Here is a 22,884-nt window from a genome sequence, read left to right on the forward strand (position 1 = left end):
TTCTCATGGAACCGGTAACCTTCTCTGAAAGTGGCGGTATTCGCTATTTGCATTTTGGTAGCGAATTGATTCAAGGGGCCATGCGTATGCGTGACCCTGACGAGATTTATTTGGAATATAACCAGCAAATGATGGCTTGGCTATTGTTTTTGGAAACAAAGCCTGGAATGCAAGTGGCCCAACTTGGATTGGGCACCGGCGCATTAACGAAATTTCAGCATCGGTATTGCCCCGCTGTTAAAACTACGGTTGTGGAGCTAAATCCGGCCGTCATTGTGTCTGCCAGAAGCATGTTCTTTACCCCTGACGATGACCGTCGCCTGAGCACTTTGCGGGCGGATGCAAAAGTATTTGTTAACAACCGTCAATATTGCAATTACTTTGACGCGGTTCAAGTGGATTTATACGATGCCATTTGCGATGGTCCTGCAGCTAGCTCGCTTGATTTCTATAAGGGGTGCTTTAATATCCTCAAAAGCCCAGGTGTAATGACGGTTAATTTATTTTCTCGCCATAAAAGTTTTAACGTCAACCTCAAGAATATTTGTGAGGCTTTTGGCAATAGAGTGCTGTTGTTTCCAGAATCCCATGATTGCAATGTCGTTGCGCTGGCATTTAAGGGGCCAAAATTAGAGGTTGAGTGGCAAGATGTCTCTAAGCGCGCAAAAGTCATTATGGAAAAAACAGGCTTGCCAACCAACACGTGGGCGGCAGGTTTGAGTCGTGAGAATGCACGCCAAGAAATTTGTTTATCTATCTAAGCCAATAATTTAAAGCTTGTTTTTTCTAGCGCTCTGCTAAGAAAAAAGGCGATCCACAGATCGCCTTTTTATTTGCCTAATACTACGAGCGTATTGCAATTTAGACAGTCACAGCATCAGCAACATCAGTGAATGCTTTGATCTTGTCAAAGTTCATATAGCGATATATCTCTGCTGATTTACTCTCCAATGAAGCCACTTGCTCAAAGTATTCCGTTGGAGTTGGCAAGCGGCCTAAGAGGGCGGCTACTGATGCCAATTCTGCAGAAGCTAAGTAAACCCGCGTATCAATACCCAGTCGGTTAGGGAAGTTACGTGTTGATGTAGAAACCGCTGTCGAGCCCTTACGGATTTGAGCTTGGTTACCCATGCAGAGAGAGCAACCCGGTGTTTCCATACGAGCACCTGTACGACCTAGGACCCCGTAGTAGCCTTCTTCCGTAAGAATCATCTGGTCCATCTTAGTTGGGGGAGCAATCCACAGGCGAGTAGGCATATCTGTTTTACCTTCCAGCACCTTGCCAGCTGCGCGGAAGTGACCAATATTGGTCATGCATGAGCCAATGAATACTTCATCAATTTTCTCGCCAGCAACTTCGGATAAGAACTTCACATCATCTGGATCATTAGGGCAGGCCAAGATCGGCTCCTTAATATCATCCATATTAATTTCGATGACTTCAGCATACTCAGCATCGGCATCAGCCTTTAGTAGATTTGGATTTGCAATCCAAGCTTCCATGGCTTTAATGCGACGACCCAGCGTGCGTTTGTCATCATAGCCATTAGCAATCATCCACTTCATCAGGGTGATGTTGGAGCGCATATATTCAATAATGGGCTCTTTGTTGAGCGCTATAGCGCAACCGGCAGCAGAGCGCTCGGCTGATGCATCTGATAATTCGAATGCTTGCTCAACCTTCAGGTCTGGCAAGCCTTCGATTTCTAAGATGCGGCCAGAAAAAATATTCTTCTTGCCTTGTTTCTCAACAGTCAACAACCCTTTTTTGATCGCGTACAAAGGAATTGCATTAACTAAGTCACGCAAGGTGATGCCAGGCTGCATCTTGCCTTTAAAACGCACCAATACAGATTCAGGCATATCTAAGGGCATTACGCCAGTGGCTGCGGCAAAAGCCACCAATCCAGAGCCAGCCGGGAATGAAATACCAATGGGGAAGCGGGTATGACTATCACCACCAGTACCGCAAGTATCAGGCATTAGCAGGCGATTTAACCAGCTGTGAATGACGCCGTCGCCTGGACGCAGTGAAACACCGCCCCGATTGGTCATAAAAGCAGGTAATTCATGATGGGTACGAATATCGACTGGTTTTGGATAAGCGGAGGTATGGCAGAACGACTGCATTACCAAGTCTGCCGAGAAGCCCAAGCAAGCCAAGTCTTTCAACTCATCGCGCGTCATAGGGCCAGTAGTATCTTGTGAGCCAACAGTCGTCATATGGGGTTCGCAATAGGTGTCTGGGCGAACACCTTGACCTTCAGGCAAACCACATGCGCGACCCACCATCTTCTGGGCCAAGCTAAAGCCTTTCTTATTATCAGGCGGGCTTACTGGAATGCGGAATTCTGTAGAGGCAGGCAGACCAAGCGCTGCACGTGCTTTGGCTGTTAAACCGCGACCAATGATCAATGGAATACGACCGCCTGCTCGCACTTCATCAAAAATGACGGGTGATTTAAGTGAAAAGCTAGTAATTTCTTTGCCGTTTTTAAATGCTTTTCCATCATAAGGGCGCAATTCAATTTCATCACCCATATCCATTTGCGATACATCTAATTCAATAGGCAATGCGCCAGCATCTTCCATCGTATTAAAGAAAATTGGGGCAATCTTTGCACCGAGGCAAACGCCACCAAAGCGCTTATTAGGCACAAAAGGAATGTCTTGACCGGTCCACCATAAAACCGAGTTGGTAGCGGACTTGCGTGAAGAGCCTGTACCCACAACGTCACCGACGTAGGCGATTTGATTGCCTTTCTTTTGCAAGGCTGCAATTTGCTTCATAGGGCCGCGAACGCCAGATTCATCTGGCTCGATATCGGGACGTGGATTTTTGAGCATGACTGTGGCATGCAATGGAATATCGGGACGACTCCAAGCATCGGGAGCGGGGGATAAGTCGTCAGTATTTGTTTCGCCAGTAACTTTAAATACTGTTAGCTTCATGCTTTCAGGAACGGGTGGGCGGCTAGTAAACCACTCTGCATCAGCCCAACTTTGCAATACGCTTTTTGCGTTTGCATTGCCTTTTTCAGCCAATTCCTGGACATCGTGAAAATAGTCAAACATCAACAGAGTCTTTTTGAGGGCGGCTGCGGCTGCAGTTCCACATTCAGCATCAGATAGGAGCTCAACCAAAGGCTTGATGTTGTACCCACCAAGCATAGTGCCCAAGAGTTCAGTTGCTAAAATTCGGGAGATTAAAGGCGATTTTTCAGTGCCTTTTGCTACCGCATCTAAATACTCCGCTTTTACTTTGGCTGCTTCGTCAACGCCTGCAGGAACGCGGTTGGTAATCAGCTCTACCAGTTCAACTTCCTTTCCCTTTGGAGGATTTTTTAGCAAACCGACTAATTCTGCGGTTTGATCCTTGGTTAATGGGAGGGCTGGAATGCCAAGAGAGGCACGTTCGGCAACTTGGGCGTTGTAGGCTTCTAACATCGTGTTTCCTAAGGGGTAAAGGTTATCAACAGAAAGGCCAAGCGGGATCATGAACCCCGATTTTTATGATTGTAAAGCGTTGTACCTAGCCTGAATATGGGTTTAACTACTGATTTTTGCCAAAAATGAACCAAATTTGGGCTTAAATGACCTGCTCTTCTTTAATCGCCCAAACTAGGGCGATAACCCAACCAACAAAAGACCATCCTAAAAATAGATTCAAGACAAAAATGGCGCCTGTATTTGCACGCTTTTTGTTAAAAGCGATAGCAAAGGGTAGCAGGTAAAACAGGGAAAAAACGGTAATTAAAATAGCAAAAAATAGGCGCATGGCTTGTAAATAATGGGATCCGAGTCAGTTTTTTTCAATCTTACCTTTTTATCACCATTTTTATTTTAGAAAAATGCAGGTTGCTATCGTTATAATTATTTTTTCCAACAGAGCTTAAGCGATGACCAAATACGTTTTTGTCACTGGTGGTGTGGTTTCTTCTTTAGGGAAAGGAATCGCAGCTGCCTCGCTTGCCGCGATTCTCGAATCCCGCGGCCTGAAAGTCACCCTCCTAAAATTAGACCCTTATATCAACGTTGATCCTGGGACGATGAGTCCACTTCAACACGGCGAAGTATTCGTAACAGAGGATGGCGCTGAAACTGACCTGGATTTAGGTCACTACGAGCGATTCGTATCTGCCAAGATGCGTAAAAGTAATAATTTCACCACAGGCCAAATCTACGAGTCAGTGATTAGTAAAGAGCGTCGTGGTGAATATCTTGGTAAGACGGTTCAGGTAATCCCCCATATTACTAACGAAATTCAAGCATTCATTGAACGCGGCGCTAAAGCCAGTCACGATGGCCATGCAGACATTGCGATATGTGAGATCGGTGGAACGGTCGGGGATATTGAGTCTCTCCCATTTTTAGAGGCTGCAAGGCAGATGAGTATTCGTCTGCCAAAACACAGTTGTGCATTTGTGCATCTCACACTAGTGCCCTATATCAGTAGTGCTGGCGAACTGAAAACCAAACCTACGCAACATTCCGTCCAGAAGCTGCGTGAAATCGGCATCATGCCAACAGTATTGCTCTGCCGCGCTGATCGTCCTATTCCCGAGGATGAGCGCAGCAAGATTTCTCTCTTTTCAAATGTGCGCGAAGAGGCTGTCATTTCTGTATGGGATGTGGATACGATCTACAAAATTCCAGAAATGCTTCATGCTCAAGGTATGGATGACTTGATCTGTAGTGAATTGGAGATTCAAGCTAAACCTGCCGATCTTTCTGTCTGGGCGCATCTTGTCTATGAAATGGCAAACCCACAATATGAGGTCACGATTGGCATGGTTGGCAAATATGTAGAGCTAACTGAGTCTTATAAGTCTCTGATCGAAGCATTGCGTCATGCTGGCATCCATAACCACACCCGCGTGAACATCACCTATATTGATTCTGAGCAACTTGAAAAAGATGGCGTAGATTGCCTAAAGAGCTTGGATGCTATTTTGGTGCCAGGTGGATTTGGTAAACGTGGCACTGAGGGTAAGATTACTGCCATTCGTTATGCACGTGAGAATCACATTCCTTACTTGGGAATTTGCCTTGGTATGCAATTAGCAGTGATTGAATTTGCTCGTCATGTAGCTAATATTGCCGATGCAAACAGTACTGAGTTTGCGCCTGATACACAAAGCCCGGTGGTTGCGCTAATTACCGAATGGGTTGACCGCGAGGGGCATGTAGAGAAACGTACGAATGATTCCGACTTGGGTGGAACAATGCGCTTAGGTTCCCAGCGCTGTCCTGTGAGAGCGGGTACTTTGGCACATCGTATCTATGGATCTGAGGTCAATGAACGCCATCGCCATCGTTATGAAGTTAACAATAACTATGTTCCGCGTTTAGAGCAGTCGGGTTTAATTATTTCTGCCAGAACACCAAATGAGTCCTTGCCCGAAATGATGGAGCTTCCATCTGCTATGCATCCTTGGTTCTTTGGGGTGCAATTTCATCCAGAGTTCACCTCTACACCACGCGATGGTCACCCCTTATTTTCTGCTTTTATTAAAGCCTCGCTTGATCATCAACAACTAGCAAGCAAAAAGGTGGCTTAATTACTTATGAGCTCATTTAAATTATGCGGATTTGATGTTGGTTTAGAGCATCGTTTTTTCCTGATTGCAGGCACTTGTGTGATTGAGTCTGAACAATCAGCAATGGATGTCGCTGGACAGCTAAAGGAAATTGCTAAGACTTTGCAGATCCCCTTTATTTTTAAAGCTTCGTTTGATAAAGCCAACCGTTCATCTGGAAACTCTTACCGCGGTTTGGGTATGGAGAAGGGTCTTGAAATTTTGGCAAAGGTGAAGCGAGATATCGGCGTGCCCGTCTTAACGGACATACACGATATCAGCGAAATTGAACCAGTAGCTAAAGTCGTTGACGTTTTGCAAACCCCGGCCTTCTTATGTCGACAGACTGATTTCATTCGTGCATGCGCTCAAAGTGGTAAGCCCGTTAACTTCAAGAAGGGACAGTTCTTATCTCCACATGAAATGCTCAATGTGATTGAAAAGGCGCGTGCAGCCGCAGCTGAAAAGAATCTTCCGGATCAATTTATGGTCTGTGAACGTGGTGCATCTTTTGGCTATAACAACTTAGTATCAGATATGCGCAGTTTGGCGATTCTGCGTCAATCCCATGCCCCTGTTGTTTTTGATGCAACGCATTCGGTTCAGTTGCCTGGTGGCCAAGGTAATTCAAGTGGTGGTCAACGCGAATTCGTACCGGTATTAGCCAGAGCAGCGGTTGCTGTAGGTGTCAGCGGCTTGTTTATGGAAACCCACCCAGACCCTGCCAAAGCCTTATCCGATGGCCCAAATGCAGTGCCATTACATAAGATGCACGAGTTGCTTGAGTCCTTAGTAACAATCGATTCCGCCGTCAAGAAGAGCGGCTCTTTTTTAGAAGATAGTTTTAATTAAACCCAATTTCATATTGCTTGAAGGAGAAGGTGCATGAGCGCCATTGTTGACATTATTGGTAGAGAAGTTCTTGATTCACGCGGCAACCCAACCGTTGAGTGTGATGTATTGCTAGAGTCTGGTGTAATGGGTCGTGCTGCCGTGCCATCAGGGGCATCTACTGGCTCGCGCGAGGCAATTGAATTGCGTGATGGCGATCAAGCCCGCTATCTCGGTAAAGGCGTTCTAAAAGCTGTTCAAAATATTAATATTGAGATTGCAGAAACCATTCTAGGTTTAGATGCCAGTGAGCAAGCATTCCTAGATCACACCCTCATTGAGTTGGATGGCACTCATAACAAAGCGCGCCTTGGTGCCAATGCGACCTTGGCCGTATCTATGGCTGTTGCTAGGGCTGCAGCTGAAGAGGCTGGTTTGCCTTTGTATCGTTATTTTGGTGGATCGGGCGGCATGCAGTTGCCAGTGCCCATGATGAATATTGTTAATGGCGGCGCGCATGCTAATAACAGTTTAGATATTCAAGAGTTCATGATCATGCCTGTTGGCGCCAATAGCTTCCGTGAAGCCTTGCGTTGTGGCGCTGAAATCTTTCATGAACTCAAGAAAATTCTAGCCGCTCAAGGTATGCCAACCTCAGTAGGTGATGAGGGCGGTTTCGCGCCAAACTTCAAAAGTAATCATGAGTGTCTGCAAACCATTTTGAAGGCCATTGAAGGTGCGGGATATCAGGCCGGAGAAGATGTTTTATTGGCATTGGATTGCGCTGCCAGTGAATTTTATAAAGATGGTAAATACCATTTGTCGGGTGAGGGCTTGCAACTATCCTCTAGCGAGTTCTCTGATTATCTCGGTCAATTGGCCGATCAATTCCCTATTGTTTCCATCGAAGATGGTATGCACGAAGCGGATTGGGATGGATGGGCGGATATCACTAAAAAATTGGGTAAAAAAATTCAATTGGTAGGTGACGATCTCTTTGTGACTAATACACGCATCCTACAAGAAGGTATCGACAAAGGAATTGCTAACTCTATTTTGATTAAGATAAATCAGATTGGTACTTTGACTGAAACCTTTGCTGCCATTGAAATGGCTAAACGGGCTAATTACACCAATGTGATTTCTCATCGCTCCGGAGAGACTGAGGACAGCACTATTGCTGATATCGCAGTTGGCATCAATGCTGGTCAAATTAAAACAGGTTCTTTATCTCGTTCCGATCGTATTGCAAAATACAATCAGTTGCTGCGTATCGAAGAAGATTTAGGGGATGTTGCTAAATATCCTGGTAAATCGGTCTTTTATAACTTAAAGCGCCAGAGCTAATTTCTAGTTTTTAACAGATCATGCGCCTTGTCATCTACTCCATGCTCTTATTGCTGATAGCAATACAGTACCCCCTTTGGTTGGGGAAGGGTGGATGGCTCAAGGTATATGAGATGGAAAGACAGTTGCAGCTTCAAGAGGCAAAAAACAGTTTGTTGGCCCTGCGCAATGCTAAATTGGCAGGTGACGTAAAGGATCTGAAAGAAGGCACTCGTGCCATAGAAGAACGCGCACGAGTGGAGCACGGCATGATCAAAGAGGGTGAGTACTTCGTGCAAATTCTGCCAACTGAAAAAGCGCCATCGAGTGCAAATTCACCTGATGGCCTTAAGCCGCCAACATCAAAACAGTAGTACTGGATTACATGCTTTAATGGCCGCTCGAGGGTGGCCGAGTTGCATCAGCCAATAAGTCAGTGGAGAAAACTTGGCGACAATCTACTGCATCAAAACGGTAGGTTTTGGTGCAAAAATCACACACTGTTTCCACTGCCCCTTGTTCTGCAAGAATACCTTCCACTTCCACCTCTCCGAGCATACGCAACACATCTGCCACTTTCTTGCGTGAACAGCGACATCCGAAACGAATTTGTCGGGATGGGAAACTGCGAACGCCATTCTCCGATGACTCTTCTAGGAATAAGCGACGCAAGATGGTTTCGGGAGGTAATGCGAGCAATTCCTCATCGGTGATGGTTTCACCTAGAGTTTGAATGCGATTCCAGCCTTCAGCGGCCATTTGTTGATCAATGTGGGCATGACCCCCTGAATTGGGTAGGCGCTGCAAGAGAAGACCGCCTACATGCGTTTCATTTGAGCTGAGCCAAATCCTGGTCTCCAGTTGTTCTGAATTTTGCATATACAAAGCAACTGCTTCGGCAGCGCTGGTAACTGGCTTGATTACTGTCCCTTGATGGTCTTGAAGAGCCACAATGCCTTGATAGGGGGCTTGGCCCGGTTGACGATCTGCTGGATCTAAGGTAATTACTAGGCGGCCAGAATTGCTGGCATCCAAAAGATCTCCCAATGTGGCGTCTGAAGCAATTTCAGATGGCTCAACAGATAATTTGACCGTAGCCCGCATGGAAAGGTCAGATTTGCATTCAACCACCAAAAGTTGAATTGGACCCTTGCTTTGTGCTTGAATGATCAAGGTGCCTTCAAATTTAAGACTAGCGCTCAGTAGGGTGGCTGCGCCAACAAAATCACCCAAAATTTTACGAATAGCAGGGGGGTAATTGCGGTTTTCAAGGACGGCCTGCCAGGCTGTGCCAATGGAAACGATTTCTCCGCGCACGGGGGCGCCATCACACATAAATACAAGTAGTTCATTCATAGGTCAAAGTATCCACTTTTTTAGGGTTTTCGTCTTTTCAATCTCGACCTGAGATAATGATATTCATGCATATTCGTACACGTTTCGCCCCCAGTCCCACGGGCTTTATTCATCTGGGCAACCTGCGCAGCGCACTCTACCCCTGGGCGTTTGCAAGGCATCATGATGGTGAGTTCATCCTGCGCATTGAAGATACCGACTTAGAGCGTTCCAGCCAAGAGGCGGTGGATGTCATCATCGAGGGCATGGCCTGGCTTGGCCTCGATTTTGATGAGGGCCCCATTTATCAAATGCAGCGCATTGATCGATATCGCGCAGTGCTTAAACAACTAGTCGACGCTGGTTATGCCTACCCCTGTTACATGAGTGAGAATGAGCTCAATAAGTTACGTGATGAGCAGATGGCTAAAAAAGAAAAGCCTCGCTATAACGGTTTATGGCGTCCTGAGCCCGGCAAAACATTGCCGGCGATACCGGAGGGAGTATTGCCTGTATTACGGTTTAAGAACCCGATTGGGGGCTCTGTAGTTTGGGATGACGCCGTTAAGGGTCGCATCGAGATTAGCAATGATGAGTTAGATGATTTAATTATTGCAAGGCCAGACGGTACGCCTACTTATAATTTTTGCGTAGTAGTTGACGATCTAGATATGAAAATCACTCACGTAATTCGTGGCGATGATCATGTGAACAACACACCAAGGCAAATTAATATCATGAAGGCCTTAGGGGCTACACCACCAGTCTATGCGCATTTACCTACTGTATTAAATGACTTGGGTGAGAAGATGAGTAAGCGCAATGGGGCTATGAGTGTGCGTGATTATCAAAAAGCAGGCTACTTACCTGAAGCAATTTTGAACTACTTGGCTCGTTTAGGTTGGTCACATGGTGATGCTGAAGTTTTCAGTAAAGAGCAATTTGTAAATTGGTTTGAATTAGAAAGTTTGGGTAGATCACCAGCCCAGCACAATCCGGAAAAATTACTTTGGCTAAATCACCAATATATTCAACAGGCCGATCCTGAAGAGCTAGCCAAAGCGACCAAACCATTTGCCCATGCTATTGGCATCGATACAGAAAGCGGTCCTAACTTTACACAAGTGGTTGCATTGCTAAAAGATAGAGCAAACACCTTGATAGAACTCGCTGAAGGCGCCAAGTTGTTTTATATTCCGGCACCAGTACATAGCAAGGATGCCATTGCTGAAAATATTCCTGCTGCGATCGCTCCAGCTCTAACAGAGTTATTCGAAATGATTAAAGCAACCGAGCCAAGTAAGGAGGCTTACGGGGCCGCTTTTAAACAGGTCTTAGCCAGCCACAAGATTAAAATGCCGGCACTAGCTATGCCTGTACGTTATGCCCTATTTGCAACTACGCAAACGCCAGCAATTGATTCTGTCTTAGTTGTTTTGGGGAAAGATGAGGTCTTAAAGCGTTTATCTGCAGTGCTTGAGTAATAAATTCGACAAGCCCAGGAAAAATAGTATAAAATCTTGGATTGTTTTGAGTGTCTTGTAGCTTTAACGCGAGATTACGGGGGTATAGCTCAGCTGGGAGAGCGCTTGCATGGCATGCAAGAGGTCAGCGGTTCGATCCCGCTTATCTCCACCAAGCATTTGAAGCACGGTAGTAAACGTAGTAGTCCAGGTCCCCATCGTCTAGAGGCCTAGGACATCACCCTTTCACGGTGAGTACGGGGGTTCGAATCCCCCTGGGGACGCCAAGATTTTGGCTAGTTGTTGAAGTAAGTGACACAAGTAGCGCGTTGTAATTTGGAGCGGTAGTTCAGTTGGTTAGAATATCGGCCTGTCACGCCGAGGGTCGCGGGTTCGAGTCCCGTCCGCTCCGCCAAATTAAAAAACCCAGTAAATTTATGTTTACTGGGTTTTTTGTTTTTAGAAACTGCAGCTTGCTTTTAGTCGCTACGATCTTTTATCACCAAACTAATTGCCGGCGACTTTGTTTGCTTTTTAAGTTGATGTGACTGTTGAATTTGAGTGATGAAATTAATGGTTTCATTTACAACAATTTCTCGCTCATTATCAACGGTGATCATGTGGTAACAATTGCCTAGCCATATGATTTTACGAATGTCAGAGGAAACCTCTTTAAGAATTAAGTCTGGGTTTTTGGGAGATGCAGTTTCATCGTCAACTGAATGGATGATGAATAGTGGGACAACCACTTCATGTAAATTTCTTTTTACATCGCCAATCATTCGTAGGGCTTGATATAAGCTATGGGCTGGTAGGTGGGCCGCACCAAGCTCACTCACTTCATTATTTTTTACGGATTTTTCAATTCTGCGCCGAAGCTCTCTATTTTTGACGCCATACGGGGCAGTTTCTTTGTGGTGCCAATTGCGAAAGCCAATGGCATAAATGAACTTTAGTAGGGGCTGATACCAGGAAACTGACCAGCCGTCAAAAAAGAGTACGGGGGACAAAAGAACCAAGCCATCAATACCATCATTTCTCTCAGCAACGGCAAGTGCTAGGGTGGCACCCATGCTCATACCTACAATCGAGACCGTTTTGTAGTTCTTTTTAAGAGCGATGACAATGTCATCTACTTGTTCTATCCAATTTTCGTATTGACTAATTCCGGTATGGGCCAAATATCCTGAAATGCGAGGAATGACATAGCTGCAATTCATTTTCTTCAGTTGGCGCGGAATGGTGCCAAGCTCCAATTCTGATCCACATAAGCCAGGAAGGAGAATGACTACATTCCCGCTGCTACCTTGGTAGAATGATTCGTAGGTCTGATCATTGGGCAATATATTGTTTTCCATTACAGCTTATTCATCCAAAGGGTGATTTTATCAATAGAAGGATTATTACTCATGCAAATCCACAATGTAAAACGTTGGTCTGAGCCTGGTCTGAAGCCCTATATTGTTGCTTCTTTTGGGATACTGTTCGCATTCTGCCTGCGGTACACTTTACATGACTATCTGCAGACGGGTCTCCCTATGACCTTTTTTATTGTAAATACAGTCATCATTACGCTACTGTATGGATACAAACCCAGTATTTTTACGATGGTCATATCAGTCCCTCTGGCATCCTACTTCTTTCTTCAGCCTTTTGCTGCCTATACAGTCCCCACGTCACAAGACATATTCCATTTTTTTGCTTACATATTAATTGGGCTTATCGCAGTTGGCGTAATTGAATGGCTTCAAAGGGCTCGCTATAAGGCCATTTTAATTTCCAGAGTGGCAACGAGCCGCTATCGTCTTTTAGCTAAAGCCAGCTCATCCTTAAAAAAGTTTGAGGCTGACTCAGTGGATCTTGAGTAATTCTGGCACATTAATGTATAAATACTTCCTAAAACACTAAAACCAACAGTTGGAGACAAAAAATGAGTGAATTAAATCGGCGTCAGCTATTAAAAATGGGGGCACTCGTTGCCGCAATGGCGCCTGCGATGAGTGGCACCGCAAATGCAGGGGATGCCCCTGCTGCAACCATGACACCACCCGATTCGCCTGCAGCTAAAGGCGCTACACATAAATTAGCGCATTACATTGTGAATGCACGGTATGAAGATCTTCCCCTAAACGTGCGCAAAGAGGGTGTTCGCACCCTGTTCAATTGGGTGGGTGTGGCTGTAGGTGGCTCTGGTCATGAAACTATTCAATGCGCCATTAAAGCTTTAAATCCTTTTTCTGGGCCAAGACAGGCAAGCTTGCTGGGAAGACGCGAGCATTTTGACATCATGAATGCGGCCTTTATTAATGGCGTGAGTAGCCATATTTTTGATTATGACGACACCCATCTAAAAACCATTATTCATCCAGCTGGCCCAGTGGTATCTGCGCTGATTGCTTTATCACAGCACCAAGCGATCACCGGTAAAGATTTTTTAAATGCCTTGGTATTGGGTGTGGAAACTGAGTGCCGTATTGGTAATATGGTTTGGCCCAATCATTATGATGTTGGCTGGCATATTACTGGAACTGCAGGAGTGTTTGGTGCAGCAGCTGCTGTTGGTAAGGTGCTGGGCTTAAGTGAGCAGCAAATGGTTTGGGCCCTTGGTCTTGCAGCTTCCCAACCAGTTGGTTTGCGTGAATCTTTTGGCTCAATGAATAAGAGCTTTAACCCAGGACGAGCAGCAAGTAATGGCTTGTTTAGTGCATTACTGGCGCAGCAGAACTTTACCAGCTCAGACGGCATGATCGAAGCTAAGCGGGGTTGGGCTAATACCATCAGCACCAAACAAGACTACAGTCAAATTACGGAAGGCTTAGGTACCCATTATGAATCTGCACTTAATACCTATAAGCCATTTGCTTGCGGTATTGTGATTCATCCTGCAATTGATGCCGCTATTCAATTGCGCAACCAATATCATCTCAAGCCCGATCAAATAGCAAGCATTCAGTTAAAAGTAAATCCACTGGTAATTGAATTAACTGGCAAAAAAACTCCTCAAATTGGCTTGGAGGGTAAATTTAGTATTTATCACTCCGTAGCTGTTGCGATTGTTGATGGGGCTGCTGGAGAAAAGCAATACAGCAATTCCAAGGTACAAAATGCTCAAATTATTGCAGTTCGCGATAAGGTGACTGCCATCATTGATGACAATATGAAACCTGAGCAGGTTGATATGACAATAGTGACGACAGATGGGCGCACTTTGCATATTTTCATTGAGCATGCAATTGGAAGCGTTGAAAAACCAATGACAGATGCTCAGCTTGAGGTCAAGTTCATTGATCTAGTGGAAGATATATTGCCATCAGCCCAAGTACAGAAGTTAATCAAACTTTGCTGGAATATTGAGCAACTTTCATCGGCAGCATTGATCCCGCAAACTGCATCTTTGTAGTAATTGATAAACCCCCTGGGTTGTACCAGGGGGTTTATTCAACGGCTTTACATGCCAGCATGGCTGTCAACTTCTTTTCGGACTCCATCTCAAAACCACATTCCACTTTTCGTGAAGAGTTTTCATATGTGGCAAATAATATATCCCAAATAGGTAAGCCGTAATTATTATGGTGACGCCCACGTTCATGATGAATGCGGTGCATTTCAGGTCTCACAATGAAATAGCCAAGCCAATGGGGTGTTTGGATATTTGTGTGCTCCCAAAACTCAAAAATTCCAACCCAAAGTGCTGCCCAGGCTGCAGAATTGATGTCAAAGCCTAAGAGGCAATAGCAGACGATATTAATAATCAAGGCATTGGCAACAAAGTCACTAGGGTGACCATATAAGGCGGTAAGAGCCTCGAGTCGATATGTGCTGTGGTGTATTTGATGAAATATTTTCCACAATACATCGCTGTGATGCCGCAGTCGATGCCACCAATACACAAAGAAGCTTATACAAAAATACCCAATTAAGCCATTGACCCAGGCTGGAACAAGATTAAATAGCTTCCCCAGCGCTGGATATATAGCAACACCGCCAAGCAAGGGCAATAGATAGATCCCGGTGATTTCAGTTAATGCTACCCCAAGACTGCCAAGTATTATCAGACGCAGTACCCAGAAGGCATCCTTGGTATATAGATGCATGGGTCTAATGCGCTCAAGTATCATCATGATGCTAACTGCACCAAGAGTAATGAGGATTGCATTTAAAGGGCTAAGCATTACTTATAACCGGATTCAATTTGGCTTATTGAGTAGTTTGGCGGTGAGTTCTTGGTACCAAAGAACGCCCAGCGTCATTCCGGTTACCAAAACCTCCATATCGCTGACTAAACCATGGAAATTATCGGCAGCATAGGAATCAGAGTTCATGTTGATAGTTAATTCAAGGAGTATCAGCGAGGCTGTGAAGGTTAGTCTTGCACACTTAAATCCTGTACCCATTTGGCCCACCAATTGTTTAGCATGGATTATTAGGTAAACAACACAAACCGCATTTATAAGCCAAAAGAATAAAATCAAAGGGGTCAGAACAAATGGGGCGCTAACATAATAGATAGCGGATATTAAAAGCTGCAAAGGGAGGAGAATGAGTCTGACCATGTTCATTAGGGGCCATTATTTTTTTGGGGAGGTAATTGAAGCTGCCATTGCATCGTAGTAAATTACTTTCACTTGCTCGCCAGCATTGACATCAGCCAATATTGCGGGGTTCTTCACCTTCACTACAGTAATTTTTCCACTTGGACCCTTAACGGAAACCATTTGTGTGGTGCGATTCACATCGACGATATCGGCAATGATTGTGGTTTTATTCGCAATCACCTGAGAAGGCTTTTGATTTTCCTTAGAAATCTTATCGGCCTCCGTTTCCACTTTACTGCGAATGCCGTCATTTTTGGTTTTAATTAGTTCAATAGCTACTGCTAATTCATAACTTACGCTGAGGTGATCACCCTTTTTAATCTGATCAAAGTTTTTAATTTCGGGCCCAGCAACAAATTGAGATTCGCCCTCATTATTTTTAAAGGTGATAGTGCGAGTTTTTTTATCAATCTTCACAACATCTCCTTCATAGAGCTCGTATTTATGATCTGTGACGGCAGCATCAATGACGACAGGCTTATCTGTTTGTGCAAAGGCGAAAAGTGGTGAGCTGAGTGCGCTTAAAGCGAGGATGATGTAAGCGGCAAATGCTTTATTCATGACAATTCCTTTAACTATAGGTTATCAGTGCATATTAGCGCATTTCGTTATAAATTAAATTACAGGTCCTAACCATTGGGGTTATAAAATCATCTCAATGTTTGTTAACATCTGCTCATATATTGTGCAGTTTTTTATAGAGGGTAAAAAATGCCACGCTTTGCAGCCAATCTGACAATGCTATTTAACGAAGACCCCTTTATGGAGCGTTTTGCGCGTGCCAAGATCGCTGGATTTAATGCAGTTGAGTTCTTATTTCCTTATGCATTTCCAGCGCAAGAAATTAAAGCAAAATTGGATCAGTATGCTTTACAGCTTGTTTTGCACAATTTGCCCGCAGGAAATTGGGACGCGGGTGAGCGTGGCATAGCTTGCCTGCCTGATCGAGTTGAGGAATTCCGGCAGGGAGTTTCTAAGGCGATTGAATATGCCAAGGTATTAGAGGTTCCACAACTCAATTGTTTGGCGGGTATCGCTCCAGCAAACGTTAGCCCAGAACTCTTGCGCAGCACTTTTTTAGATAATTTGAAATACGCTGCAGCTGAGTTAAAGAAAGCGGATTTAAAACTATTAATCGAACCCATTAATACATTCGACATTCCTCATTTTTACCTATCCAAAACTCAACAGGGCATTGATATTCTCAAGGAGGTAGGTGCTGATAATGCCTATCTTCAATATGATATCTATCACGCCCAACGGATGGAGGGTGAGATAGCGAATACTATTGAAAAGAATCTAACAAGAATTGGACATATTCAACTCGCCGATTCCCCTGGTCGTCATGAGCCTGGGACGGGTGAAATTAACTATGATTTCCTATTTGAATTTCTGGACCGTCTTCCTTATGAGGGATGGGTGGGTTGCGAATATAAGCCTCTGACCAATACTGATGACGGTCTGTCTTGGATCGCCAAACATCTATAAATAAGGTTTTATGAAATGGCTTCAACCTTGGTTGTTTACTTGCATGGCTTTCGTTCCTCACCAAACTCTAGTAAGGCCGTAAAAACGAAAGAGGCTATCAAAGCCCATTCAACAATGAGTGATCCAATTCATTGGTATTGCCCACAACTACTTGCATCGCCTAAACAAAGTATGGATATGGTGATTGAGTATATTCAAGCCAATCCAGTCGACCGGTTGATTGTGATTGGGTCTTCTTTGGGCGGTTTTTATGCTAATTATTTAGCCGAACGTTATCAATGTAAGGCGGTCACTCTAAATCCTGCTGTGAGGGCGCCTCGTGAGCTAGCGCCTCATGTCGGGGTGATGACTGCCTATGATAGTGACGAGCCATTTGATTTTCGCCCTGAATACATTGATGAGTTATGCGCATTACAGGTTGAGCGTTTAACGCGGCCAGAGAACTATTTTTTGATTGCTGCTAAGGGTGATGAGTTGCTGGATTGGAAAGAAATGGTTGATTTTTATTCTGGTGCGCAGCAATTGGTACTTGAGGGCAGTGATCATGGTATTTCTGAGTATTCTGAGTATTTACCTCAAGTGATGCGTTTTATCAGTAACTAATGCTTTGAAACGATACTCCCCTTTTTGGGTATTCTGCTGTGCCTTGATGCTCTCTCTATTGGGGCATTTCCTTCTTTTTTTCGGCCTCCCTTTTTATCAAATAATCTACACGGAACCAACTGAAGATGGCGTTTTAAAAGCGGAGCTCAAGGTCGAGCCACCTACAAAAATCAAAATGTCTAGACATGCAGCAAAGCGTGTTTCCTCAAACACTTCTCAAATTGGCTTGCCTAGCAATATCCTCGGTGAGGATCTGTTAGAGCAGGGTGACTCAACTAATCAGAAAGGTCAGGCATTTCGTTTGCCTGAGCCTGGTATATTTTATTTTGATGCCTATGTTGACGGTCAGCTGTATCAACGGGGTGAGCTCCGCTGGTTTGTAGATGGCAATAACTACCACTTGTCCATTAACATTCCTTATGCATTTGTCGGGCCTTTTGTATTTGAATCACGTGGTACGGTAGATTCTTATGGTTTGGCTCCTGCTATTTACTGGTCGCAAAGGGGCTCAAATGCACCCCGGTTTTCACGCTTTGATAGGGACGGGCTTGGTGCTGGAAAGATGTATTTTTCCGAAAAGCCGGACCATACTCCAGATCTTTTACCAGGAACCCAAGACCGGTTTAGTTTGATGTTTCAATTTGCATCACTATTAAATGGTAGTGACAAAATAGATGAACCTGAGAGTGTTCGATCCGTTCCGGTGGTAGATTACAACTCCTTAGAGTTATGGCAATTTAAAAGTTATGGCGAGGTCATTTCAGAAGATGTGCCCACTCTAGGGCTCAGCAAGATTAGGCATTATGCTTTGATTGCACGAGAAAACGATCCTTATAAAAGACAGATCGATTTTTGGTTGGCGAAGGATTTGGATTGGTTGCCAGGCCGCATTCGCTCAAAGGAGGCTAACGGCAGGGTCTTAGAGCTTATTTTTAAACAAAAAAGTCCTGCTCCTTCTCAAGGAGGCGATCTATGATCGATTGCTTATTTTTTCTTAGTCGATTTATCAAAAGCGGAGACGGACTTGAGTGCGGTTTCAGCCGTGCTATTTAAATTCGTTTGTGCAATATTAATCGCATGTGTTACTGATTTCTGACTAGTTTCGTAGACCTTGGTGGCTGAAGCGATTGCCTGCTTCATTGCTAACACTGCTGCATCAGATCCAGCTGGTGCATTCTTGGTCCAGTCTTCTACTAGCGCATTCATTTTTTTCTGCCCATCATGTAATTCTTTTTCAGCAGACTTTGTAAAATTGGCCTGAGTTTCATGGGCTAATTTATATAGATGCCTACTGTAGGCCATGATTTTTTCAGCCATGGGTTGCACTGTTTCAGCTTGATTTGCCAATAGCTGCTGAATATCTTTAATTTCAAGTGCTTTCTTTGCGCTGCTCATACTATCGCTCAGACTTTGTTTTGCAATATGCATATTGAGCTCAACCAACTTTTCAATGCTTTGCAAGGCTTGATTGGTTAAGCCGCTCAATGTCTCTAAATTTGCCTTTTGTGCCGCCGCAATTTGCTCTGGAGTTAAGTTCATTGGCATATTTTTCAATAGGGTGGTTAATTCATCCTACTATGATCCTTTATGGTGATTAATTCAATTGGGAGTTGAGCGGATTGAGATTGACGCATTGCAACAATATAGTTGATGCCATAGACACATAAAAGCCTCGTGGTTGAAAAGAGCCTAAAATTACCCCTGCACAAACCATTATTCCAGTAATTTACTCATGAAATTAAAGCTAGACAATGTAATAGCGCCATTATTTGTTCTCATATGGAGCACTGGATTCATCATTGCGCGTCTGGCGATGCCCTATGTCGAGCCGGCGACATTTCTATTTTGGCGTTTTACTGGGGTCATCATGGCCATGATCGCATTTAGTTTGGTCTGGAAAATCAATTGGCCTACGCGCTCTCAAATTAAGCATATTGCCATTGCAGGGCTCATGCTTCAATTTGGTTATCTCATTGGCGTTTGGTGGGCGGTCCGTCTTGGAATGACAGCGGGTTTAGTTGCCATTATTGTGGGCCTGCAGCCCATATTGACCGCTTGGTTTGCGGCTTGGGTTTCAGAAAAGGTAACGCCGAGGCAGTGGCTCGGTCTAGGTTTCGGATTTATGGGTGTTGCATTGGTAGTGGCTGAAAAATTAGGCTTTGCCCACATACCCTTTGCAAGCTATGTCCTTGCATTTGGTGCATTACTGTCCATTACTTTTGGGACTTTATATCAAAAGAAGTTCTGCCCAGTATTTGATCTCAGAGCGGGATCTTCCATCCAATTTGGGGTATCAGCGGTAGTATGCTTTGCCTGTATGTATTTTTTTGAGTCTGGTGTCATGATTTGGAATGTGCCAGTGATTACAGCATTGCTTTGGGCTATTTTCCCGCTCTCGATTGGCTCGATTAGTTTGCTCTTTATGATGATTCGTAAGGGTGCAGCAACTAAGGTAACGAGCTTGCTATATTTGACTCCGCCAACTACGGCTGTGATGGCCTGGATTTTTTTTAATGAACCATTTACCTTGATGATGGGGATTGGATTGGGTCTAACCATGACTGGAGTTGTTTTGGTGAATGCGCGGCAATCGAATGCTTTAGCAACCATTCCAGAATAAATTTATCGCTCGTAAGCGATTATCCCTCCTCAAATGAGGAAAATTAATTATCATCTCGTATGTTGAAAGTTTTGGAAGGTATGCTTGGATGTATTTAAATCGTTTTTGGCTTTCAGCCACTACCTGTGCCTTAGTAGCCGTAACCGTCTTTTGCAATCCTGCGCTTGCAGCCAACAGCGATCAGCAGGTCAAAAGTAAATCGCAGGCAGCAACAAAGACGGCCACCAAAACAGCGAAGGCTCCAAAACGACCAAAGCGAGTGCGTGTGGCAGTTACTCGTTCCATGGAGCCAGTTGTGCCAGCAATGCCATCCTTGGCAACGGCTTTGGGTTTACGTAATCAACATGATCAACTTAACTTAAAGTCCACCGTTGTCTTGGTGGTAAATCAAGACACTAAAGACGTTTATTACGAAAAAAATCCTTCCGTCAGCCTGCCTATTGCATCCATTTCTAAGTTGATGACGGCGATGGTAATGCTTGATGCAAAGTTACCTATGGATGAAGCTTTGGTAATTAATGCCGAAGATGCTCATATCTACAAACATTCCCGCTTGGCAGAGGGAACTATATTGACTCGGGAGGATGCCTTACATCTTGCTTTGATGTCTTCTGAAAATAGAGCCGCATACACCTTGGCCCGAAACTATCCTGGTGGTCTGCCAGCATTTATTGTTGCTATGAATCACAAGGCCAAAGAGCTTGGGATGGAGCATACGCACTTTGAAGATCCTACTGGGTTAACTAGTGAGAACGTTGCTTCTGCTGAAGATTTAACTCGTATGCTCAATGCCGCCTATCAGTACAAGATTATTCGCGAGTTTTCAACTTGGCCCGACATGACCATGATGATTGCTAATCGCCCCCAAAAATTCCTCAACACAAATCGTTTGGTTCGTGCTGGGGATATGGACATTGGATTACAAAAGACGGGCTTCATTAATGCGGCAGGGCGTTGCTTGGTCATGCAGGCCAGAATTAATAACACCCCTTTACTGCTCGTGTTCTTAGATTCAGTTGGAACTCAGTCCCGATTCGCTGACGCAGTAAGAGTGCGAGATTGGTATGAACGTATGCCCTCAGGTGCTCAACCTATCCGTCGTTTAATGTAAATCCTAGGAGGATGGGTTTGCGCTTTTTGGTTTGTAACCCATTCCTTTAGAAATTTGTAAGGCTGTATCTTGCAGTGATTTAATCCAATCAGCTTGTATTCGATCGGTTGGTGCACTCAAGGACAACCCAGCAACTAATTTGCCAGTGTCATCAAGGATGGCTGCAGCTACGCAACTAACGCCAAGCTCAAGCTCTTCATTATCTTGTGCATTGCCAAGTCGGCGCACTTGATTTAATTCATCTTCCAGTTTTGATAACTCGGTAATGCTATTGCGCGTATGTCCTGAGAGTCCTGTGCGAGTAACGTAAGCGCGGACTTGACTTGGATCGTCGCTAGCGAGAAAAAGTTTACCAACCGAAGTTAGGTGCAAAGGAGCGCGTCCACCTATCGCTCGAACCACTTGCATGCCTGATCGCTCGCTATACGCACGATCAACATACACAATTTCATCTCCTTGGCGAACTGATAAATTAATCGTTTCACCAGTGAGCTTATGTAGAGCGCGCATCGGGGATTGAGCTGCATCACGAACGGATAAACGTGCCTTTACTAAATTGCCTAATTCAAGCAATTTAAGACCCAATCGATATGTACCACCATCGCCTCTTTCAACCATTCTGCAGGCGACTAAATCATTCAGAATGCGGTGCGCTGTTGAAGCGTGTAGATGGGTTTTTTCAGCAAGAAGCTTGAGGCTGCTTGAGTCTTCTTGTTCGGCCAAGGCATCCACTAAATTCATCATGCGCTCAACAACCTGGATAGCAGTTTTTCCTGCTTCACCACTGGCTTTAATAGATTTGCTTGGCTTCGGGGTACTCATATTAATGATTGTATCCAATCTTTTGGGCATTGCATATTATGAAATTCAATTTCAAAACAGCAAAAACAGGTGTTTTTAGTGCCTCAAAGCAGTAACACACTCTTCAATCAACTCGGGACCCTTGTAAATCAGTCCACTGTAGAGCTGAATGAGACTTGCCCCAGCTGCAATCTTTTCTTTTGCATCAGCCCCAGACAGGATGCCGCCAACCCCAATGATTGGCAGTGCATCGCCTAATTTAGACCTTAAGGCATGAATGACCTGATTGGAGGTGTTTTTTACTGGAGTGCCAGAAAGGCCGCCAGTCTCTTTGCCATATTTCAGGTGCCTTACAGATTCACGTGCAACTGTTGTATTAGTTGCGATGATGGCGTCAATGCCAAATTCAAGCAGTAGATCTGCAATTAAATGAATGTCGGCTTGTTCCAAATCTGGTGCAATTTTTAAGAAAAGCGGCTTACGCACACCAAAGCGATCGCAAAGTCGATCTCTCGCGATATCGATTGATCCGAGAAGGGCGCGCAGCATCTCTTCGCCCTGAAGCGCACGCAGATTTTGGGTATTAGGAGAGGAGATATTGACGGTGATATAGGATGCGATTTCATAAACAGCATCCATTGCTTTGACATAATCTGAAGCAGCATTTTCAATTGGGGTGCTTGCATTCTTGCCTATATTCAAACCTAAAACTCCGCCTTCTTGCCAGTATCGAGATTGGCGAACGCGTTCAACGCATGCAGTCACTCCATCATTATTAAAACCCATCCGATTAATGATTGCTTGAGCCTGCGGAAGTCGAAACATACGCGGCTTCGGGTTTCCCGGTTGTGGAAGCGGTGTAACAGTACCTATTTCTAGAAAGCCAAACCCAAGTGCGGCTAGCGCGTCGATGTGTTTACCGTCTTTATCTAATCCTGCCGCCAAGCCAACCGGATTTGGGAATTCAATACCAGCAAAATGGCTTGGGTCTGATTTAGGCTTAGGAAAAAGGCTTGATAGAAGACCGAGTTGTTCAGCTTTATCCAAGCTGCTTAAAGCAAGATTGTGGGCTTGCTCTGGATCAAGGCAAAAAAGCAGGGGACGCAAAAGAGAGTAACTATTCATGAACGAT

Annotated in this window: 23 protein-coding genes and 3 tRNA genes; 16 read left to right on the top strand and 10 right to left on the bottom strand. The window is 44.6% G+C overall.

Features of this window, described 5'->3' with window-relative positions; genetic code table 11:
- The first annotated feature begins 5 nt into the window (after positions 1-5).
- A complete protein-coding gene (locus M2125_RS03730; RefSeq protein ID WP_280741501.1) occupies positions 6-761 on the top strand; it encodes a spermine/spermidine synthase domain-containing protein in 756 nt (251 codons plus the stop codon).
- A gap of 100 nt (positions 762-861) precedes the next feature.
- Here M2125_RS03730 and M2125_RS03735 read toward each other — a convergent pair whose 3' ends face one another.
- Both M2125_RS03735 and M2125_RS03740 read right to left on the bottom strand, forming a co-directional pair.
- The gene (locus tag M2125_RS03735) at positions 862-3,447 is read right to left on the bottom strand and encodes a bifunctional aconitate hydratase 2/2-methylisocitrate dehydratase (RefSeq protein ID WP_280742545.1); all 2,586 of its coding nucleotides are present in this window, start codon (positions 3,445-3,447) and stop codon (positions 862-864) included.
- 142 nt (positions 3,448-3,589) lie between these two features.
- Positions 3,590-3,778 carry a superinfection immunity protein gene (locus tag M2125_RS03740; protein WP_076023334.1) on the bottom strand — a complete coding sequence of 63 codons (189 nt, stop codon included), beginning with the start codon at positions 3,776-3,778 and terminating at the stop codon, positions 3,590-3,592.
- A 121-nt stretch (positions 3,779-3,899) separates the two neighbouring features.
- Between M2125_RS03740 and M2125_RS03745 the strand changes: the two genes are divergently transcribed.
- From M2125_RS03745 to ftsB, 4 genes are read left to right on the top strand one after another with little or no spacing between them, the layout of a single operon-like run.
- Positions 3,900-5,561: a CTP synthase gene (locus M2125_RS03745; protein ID WP_280742493.1), complete on the top strand. Its 1,662-nt coding sequence runs from the start codon at positions 3,900-3,902 to the stop codon at positions 5,559-5,561.
- A 6-nt stretch (positions 5,562-5,567) separates the two neighbouring features.
- Positions 5,568-6,431 (top strand): 3-deoxy-8-phosphooctulonate synthase, encoded by an 864-nt coding sequence (gene kdsA, locus M2125_RS03750; RefSeq protein WP_076023336.1) that lies wholly within the window; start codon positions 5,568-5,570, stop codon positions 6,429-6,431.
- Positions 6,432-6,464: 33 nt separating this feature from the next.
- The gene (gene eno / locus M2125_RS03755; protein ID WP_277540970.1) at positions 6,465-7,757 is read left to right on the top strand and encodes a phosphopyruvate hydratase; all 1,293 of its coding nucleotides are present in this window, start codon (positions 6,465-6,467) and stop codon (positions 7,755-7,757) included.
- Positions 7,758-7,777: 20 nt separating this feature from the next.
- Positions 7,778-8,110 carry a cell division protein FtsB gene (gene ftsB, locus M2125_RS03760; protein ID WP_280741503.1) on the top strand — a complete coding sequence of 111 codons (333 nt, stop codon included), beginning with the start codon at positions 7,778-7,780 and terminating at the stop codon, positions 8,108-8,110.
- A gap of 16 nt (positions 8,111-8,126) precedes the next feature.
- Here the strand turns inward: ftsB and hslO are convergent, their stop codons facing one another.
- A complete protein-coding gene (gene hslO, locus M2125_RS03765) occupies positions 8,127-9,092 on the bottom strand; it encodes an Hsp33 family molecular chaperone HslO (RefSeq protein WP_277540975.1) in 966 nt (321 codons plus the stop codon).
- A gap of 56 nt (positions 9,093-9,148) precedes the next feature.
- Between hslO and gltX the strand changes: the two genes are divergently transcribed.
- The 4 genes from gltX (at position 9,149) to M2125_RS03785 (ending at position 10,949) form a co-directional block, all read left to right on the top strand.
- Positions 9,149-10,555 (top strand): glutamate--tRNA ligase, encoded by a 1,407-nt coding sequence (gene gltX, locus M2125_RS03770; protein ID WP_420875825.1) that lies wholly within the window; start codon positions 9,149-9,151, stop codon positions 10,553-10,555.
- Positions 10,556-10,633: 78 nt separating this feature from the next.
- A tRNA-Ala gene (locus M2125_RS03775) sits at positions 10,634-10,709 on the top strand.
- A 36-nt stretch (positions 10,710-10,745) separates the two neighbouring features.
- A tRNA-Glu gene (locus M2125_RS03780) sits at positions 10,746-10,821 on the top strand.
- A gap of 51 nt (positions 10,822-10,872) precedes the next feature.
- Positions 10,873-10,949: transfer RNA gene (locus tag M2125_RS03785), tRNA-Asp, on the top strand.
- Between the two features lie 64 nt (positions 10,950-11,013).
- On the opposite strand, the gene M2125_RS03790 is transcribed toward M2125_RS03785, so the two are convergent.
- A complete protein-coding gene (locus M2125_RS03790) occupies positions 11,014-11,892 on the bottom strand; it encodes an alpha/beta hydrolase (protein WP_280742494.1) in 879 nt (292 codons plus the stop codon).
- A 51-nt stretch (positions 11,893-11,943) separates the two neighbouring features.
- Here M2125_RS03790 and M2125_RS03795 point away from each other — a divergent pair, with 51 nt between their 5' ends.
- On the top strand, positions 11,944-12,402 hold the full coding sequence (locus M2125_RS03795) for a DUF4118 domain-containing protein (protein ID WP_076023340.1): 459 nt from the start codon (positions 11,944-11,946) through the stop codon (positions 12,400-12,402).
- 62 nt (positions 12,403-12,464) lie between these two features.
- Complete coding sequence (locus tag M2125_RS03800; protein WP_076023341.1) at positions 12,465-13,934, top strand: MmgE/PrpD family protein; 1,470 nt, start codon at positions 12,465-12,467, stop codon at positions 13,932-13,934.
- A 34-nt stretch (positions 13,935-13,968) separates the two neighbouring features.
- Here the strand turns inward: M2125_RS03800 and M2125_RS03805 are convergent, their stop codons facing one another.
- From M2125_RS03805 to M2125_RS03815, 3 genes are all read right to left on the bottom strand, one after another.
- Positions 13,969-14,706: a sterol desaturase family protein gene (locus M2125_RS03805; protein ID WP_076023342.1), complete on the bottom strand. Its 738-nt coding sequence runs from the start codon at positions 14,704-14,706 to the stop codon at positions 13,969-13,971.
- A 15-nt stretch (positions 14,707-14,721) separates the two neighbouring features.
- Positions 14,722-14,856 (bottom strand): hypothetical protein, encoded by a 135-nt coding sequence (locus tag M2125_RS03810; RefSeq protein ID WP_269844382.1) that lies wholly within the window; start codon positions 14,854-14,856, stop codon positions 14,722-14,724.
- A 246-nt stretch (positions 14,857-15,102) separates the two neighbouring features.
- A complete protein-coding gene (locus M2125_RS03815) occupies positions 15,103-15,690 on the bottom strand; it encodes a hypothetical protein (RefSeq protein WP_076023344.1) in 588 nt (195 codons plus the stop codon).
- Positions 15,691-15,840: 150 nt separating this feature from the next.
- Between M2125_RS03815 and hyi the strand changes: the two genes are divergently transcribed.
- The 3 genes from hyi to M2125_RS03830 all read left to right on the top strand — a co-directional run bounded on the left by hyi (position 15,841) and on the right by M2125_RS03830 (position 18,196).
- On the top strand, positions 15,841-16,617 hold the full coding sequence (hyi, locus tag M2125_RS03820) for a hydroxypyruvate isomerase (RefSeq protein WP_076023345.1): 777 nt from the start codon (positions 15,841-15,843) through the stop codon (positions 16,615-16,617).
- Positions 16,618-16,632: 15 nt separating this feature from the next.
- Positions 16,633-17,220, top strand: coding sequence for a YqiA/YcfP family alpha/beta fold hydrolase (locus M2125_RS03825; protein WP_083657499.1), 588 nt, complete (start codon positions 16,633-16,635; stop codon positions 17,218-17,220).
- Positions 17,221-17,395: 175 nt separating this feature from the next.
- Complete coding sequence (locus M2125_RS03830; protein WP_280742495.1) at positions 17,396-18,196, top strand: DUF3108 domain-containing protein; 801 nt, start codon at positions 17,396-17,398, stop codon at positions 18,194-18,196.
- An 8-nt stretch (positions 18,197-18,204) separates the two neighbouring features.
- Here the strand turns inward: M2125_RS03830 and M2125_RS03835 are convergent, their stop codons facing one another.
- Positions 18,205-18,759, bottom strand: a complete 555-nt coding sequence (locus M2125_RS03835) for a phasin family protein (RefSeq protein WP_425334232.1) — start codon at positions 18,757-18,759, stop codon at positions 18,205-18,207.
- A 193-nt stretch (positions 18,760-18,952) separates the two neighbouring features.
- Between M2125_RS03835 and M2125_RS03840 the strand changes: the two genes are divergently transcribed.
- Both M2125_RS03840 and M2125_RS03845 read left to right on the top strand, forming a co-directional pair.
- Positions 18,953-19,840 carry a DMT family transporter gene (locus tag M2125_RS03840; protein ID WP_076023347.1) on the top strand — a complete coding sequence of 296 codons (888 nt, stop codon included), beginning with the start codon at positions 18,953-18,955 and terminating at the stop codon, positions 19,838-19,840.
- An 88-nt stretch (positions 19,841-19,928) separates the two neighbouring features.
- Entirely contained in the window at positions 19,929-20,951 is a 1,023-nt protein-coding gene (locus M2125_RS03845; protein WP_076023348.1) for a serine hydrolase, read from the top strand.
- 3 nt (positions 20,952-20,954) lie between these two features.
- Here M2125_RS03845 and M2125_RS03850 read toward each other — a convergent pair whose 3' ends face one another.
- Together M2125_RS03850 and M2125_RS03855 are read right to left on the bottom strand one after the other, a co-directional pair.
- Positions 20,955-21,773, bottom strand: coding sequence for an IclR family transcriptional regulator (locus M2125_RS03850; RefSeq protein ID WP_280741506.1), 819 nt, complete (start codon positions 21,771-21,773; stop codon positions 20,955-20,957).
- A gap of 75 nt (positions 21,774-21,848) precedes the next feature.
- Positions 21,849-22,877, bottom strand: a complete 1,029-nt coding sequence (locus tag M2125_RS03855) for a quinone-dependent dihydroorotate dehydrogenase (protein WP_280742497.1) — start codon at positions 22,875-22,877, stop codon at positions 21,849-21,851.
- Positions 22,878-22,884 lie beyond the last annotated feature (7 nt).

It is taken from the genome of Polynucleobacter sphagniphilus (assembly GCF_029892205.1).
In the GTDB taxonomy this organism is placed as follows: domain Bacteria; phylum Pseudomonadota; class Gammaproteobacteria; order Burkholderiales; family Burkholderiaceae; genus Polynucleobacter; species Polynucleobacter sphagniphilus.

Coding starts and splice junctions, on each gene's coding strand:
- M2125_RS03730 (WP_280741501.1), top strand. CDS start 6: ATGGAACCGGTAACCTTCTCTGAAAGTGGCGGTATTCGCTATTTGCAT.
- M2125_RS03735 (WP_280742545.1), bottom strand. CDS start 3,447: ATGTTAGAAGCCTACAACGCCCAAGTTGCCGAACGTGCCTCTCTTGGC.
- M2125_RS03740 (WP_076023334.1), bottom strand. CDS start 3,778: ATGCGCCTATTTTTTGCTATTTTAATTACCGTTTTTTCCCTGTTTTAC.
- M2125_RS03745 (WP_280742493.1), top strand. CDS start 3,900: ATGACCAAATACGTTTTTGTCACTGGTGGTGTGGTTTCTTCTTTAGGG.
- kdsA (WP_076023336.1), top strand. CDS start 5,568: ATGAGCTCATTTAAATTATGCGGATTTGATGTTGGTTTAGAGCATCGT.
- eno (WP_277540970.1), top strand. CDS start 6,465: ATGAGCGCCATTGTTGACATTATTGGTAGAGAAGTTCTTGATTCACGC.
- ftsB (WP_280741503.1), top strand. CDS start 7,778: ATGCGCCTTGTCATCTACTCCATGCTCTTATTGCTGATAGCAATACAG.
- hslO (WP_277540975.1), bottom strand. CDS start 9,092: ATGAATGAACTACTTGTATTTATGTGTGATGGCGCCCCCGTGCGCGGA.
- gltX (WP_420875825.1), top strand. CDS start 9,149: ATGATATTCATGCATATTCGTACACGTTTCGCCCCCAGTCCCACGGGC.
- M2125_RS03790 (WP_280742494.1), bottom strand. CDS start 11,892: ATGGAAAACAATATATTGCCCAATGATCAGACCTACGAATCATTCTAC.
- M2125_RS03795 (WP_076023340.1), top strand. CDS start 11,944: ATGCAAATCCACAATGTAAAACGTTGGTCTGAGCCTGGTCTGAAGCCC.
- M2125_RS03800 (WP_076023341.1), top strand. CDS start 12,465: ATGAGTGAATTAAATCGGCGTCAGCTATTAAAAATGGGGGCACTCGTT.
- M2125_RS03805 (WP_076023342.1), bottom strand. CDS start 14,706: ATGCTTAGCCCTTTAAATGCAATCCTCATTACTCTTGGTGCAGTTAGC.
- M2125_RS03810 (WP_269844382.1), bottom strand. CDS start 14,856: ATGAACTCTGATTCCTATGCTGCCGATAATTTCCATGGTTTAGTCAGC.
- M2125_RS03815 (WP_076023344.1), bottom strand. CDS start 15,690: ATGAATAAAGCATTTGCCGCTTACATCATCCTCGCTTTAAGCGCACTC.
- hyi (WP_076023345.1), top strand. CDS start 15,841: ATGCCACGCTTTGCAGCCAATCTGACAATGCTATTTAACGAAGACCCC.
- M2125_RS03825 (WP_083657499.1), top strand. CDS start 16,633: ATGGCTTCAACCTTGGTTGTTTACTTGCATGGCTTTCGTTCCTCACCA.
- M2125_RS03830 (WP_280742495.1), top strand. CDS start 17,396: ATGTCTAGACATGCAGCAAAGCGTGTTTCCTCAAACACTTCTCAAATT.
- M2125_RS03835 (WP_425334232.1), bottom strand. CDS start 18,759: ATGAACTTAACTCCAGAGCAAATTGCGGCGGCACAAAAGGCAAATTTA.
- M2125_RS03840 (WP_076023347.1), top strand. CDS start 18,953: ATGAAATTAAAGCTAGACAATGTAATAGCGCCATTATTTGTTCTCATA.
- M2125_RS03845 (WP_076023348.1), top strand. CDS start 19,929: ATGTATTTAAATCGTTTTTGGCTTTCAGCCACTACCTGTGCCTTAGTA.
- M2125_RS03850 (WP_280741506.1), bottom strand. CDS start 21,773: ATGAGTACCCCGAAGCCAAGCAAATCTATTAAAGCCAGTGGTGAAGCA.
- M2125_RS03855 (WP_280742497.1), bottom strand. CDS start 22,877: ATGAATAGTTACTCTCTTTTGCGTCCCCTGCTTTTTTGCCTTGATCCA.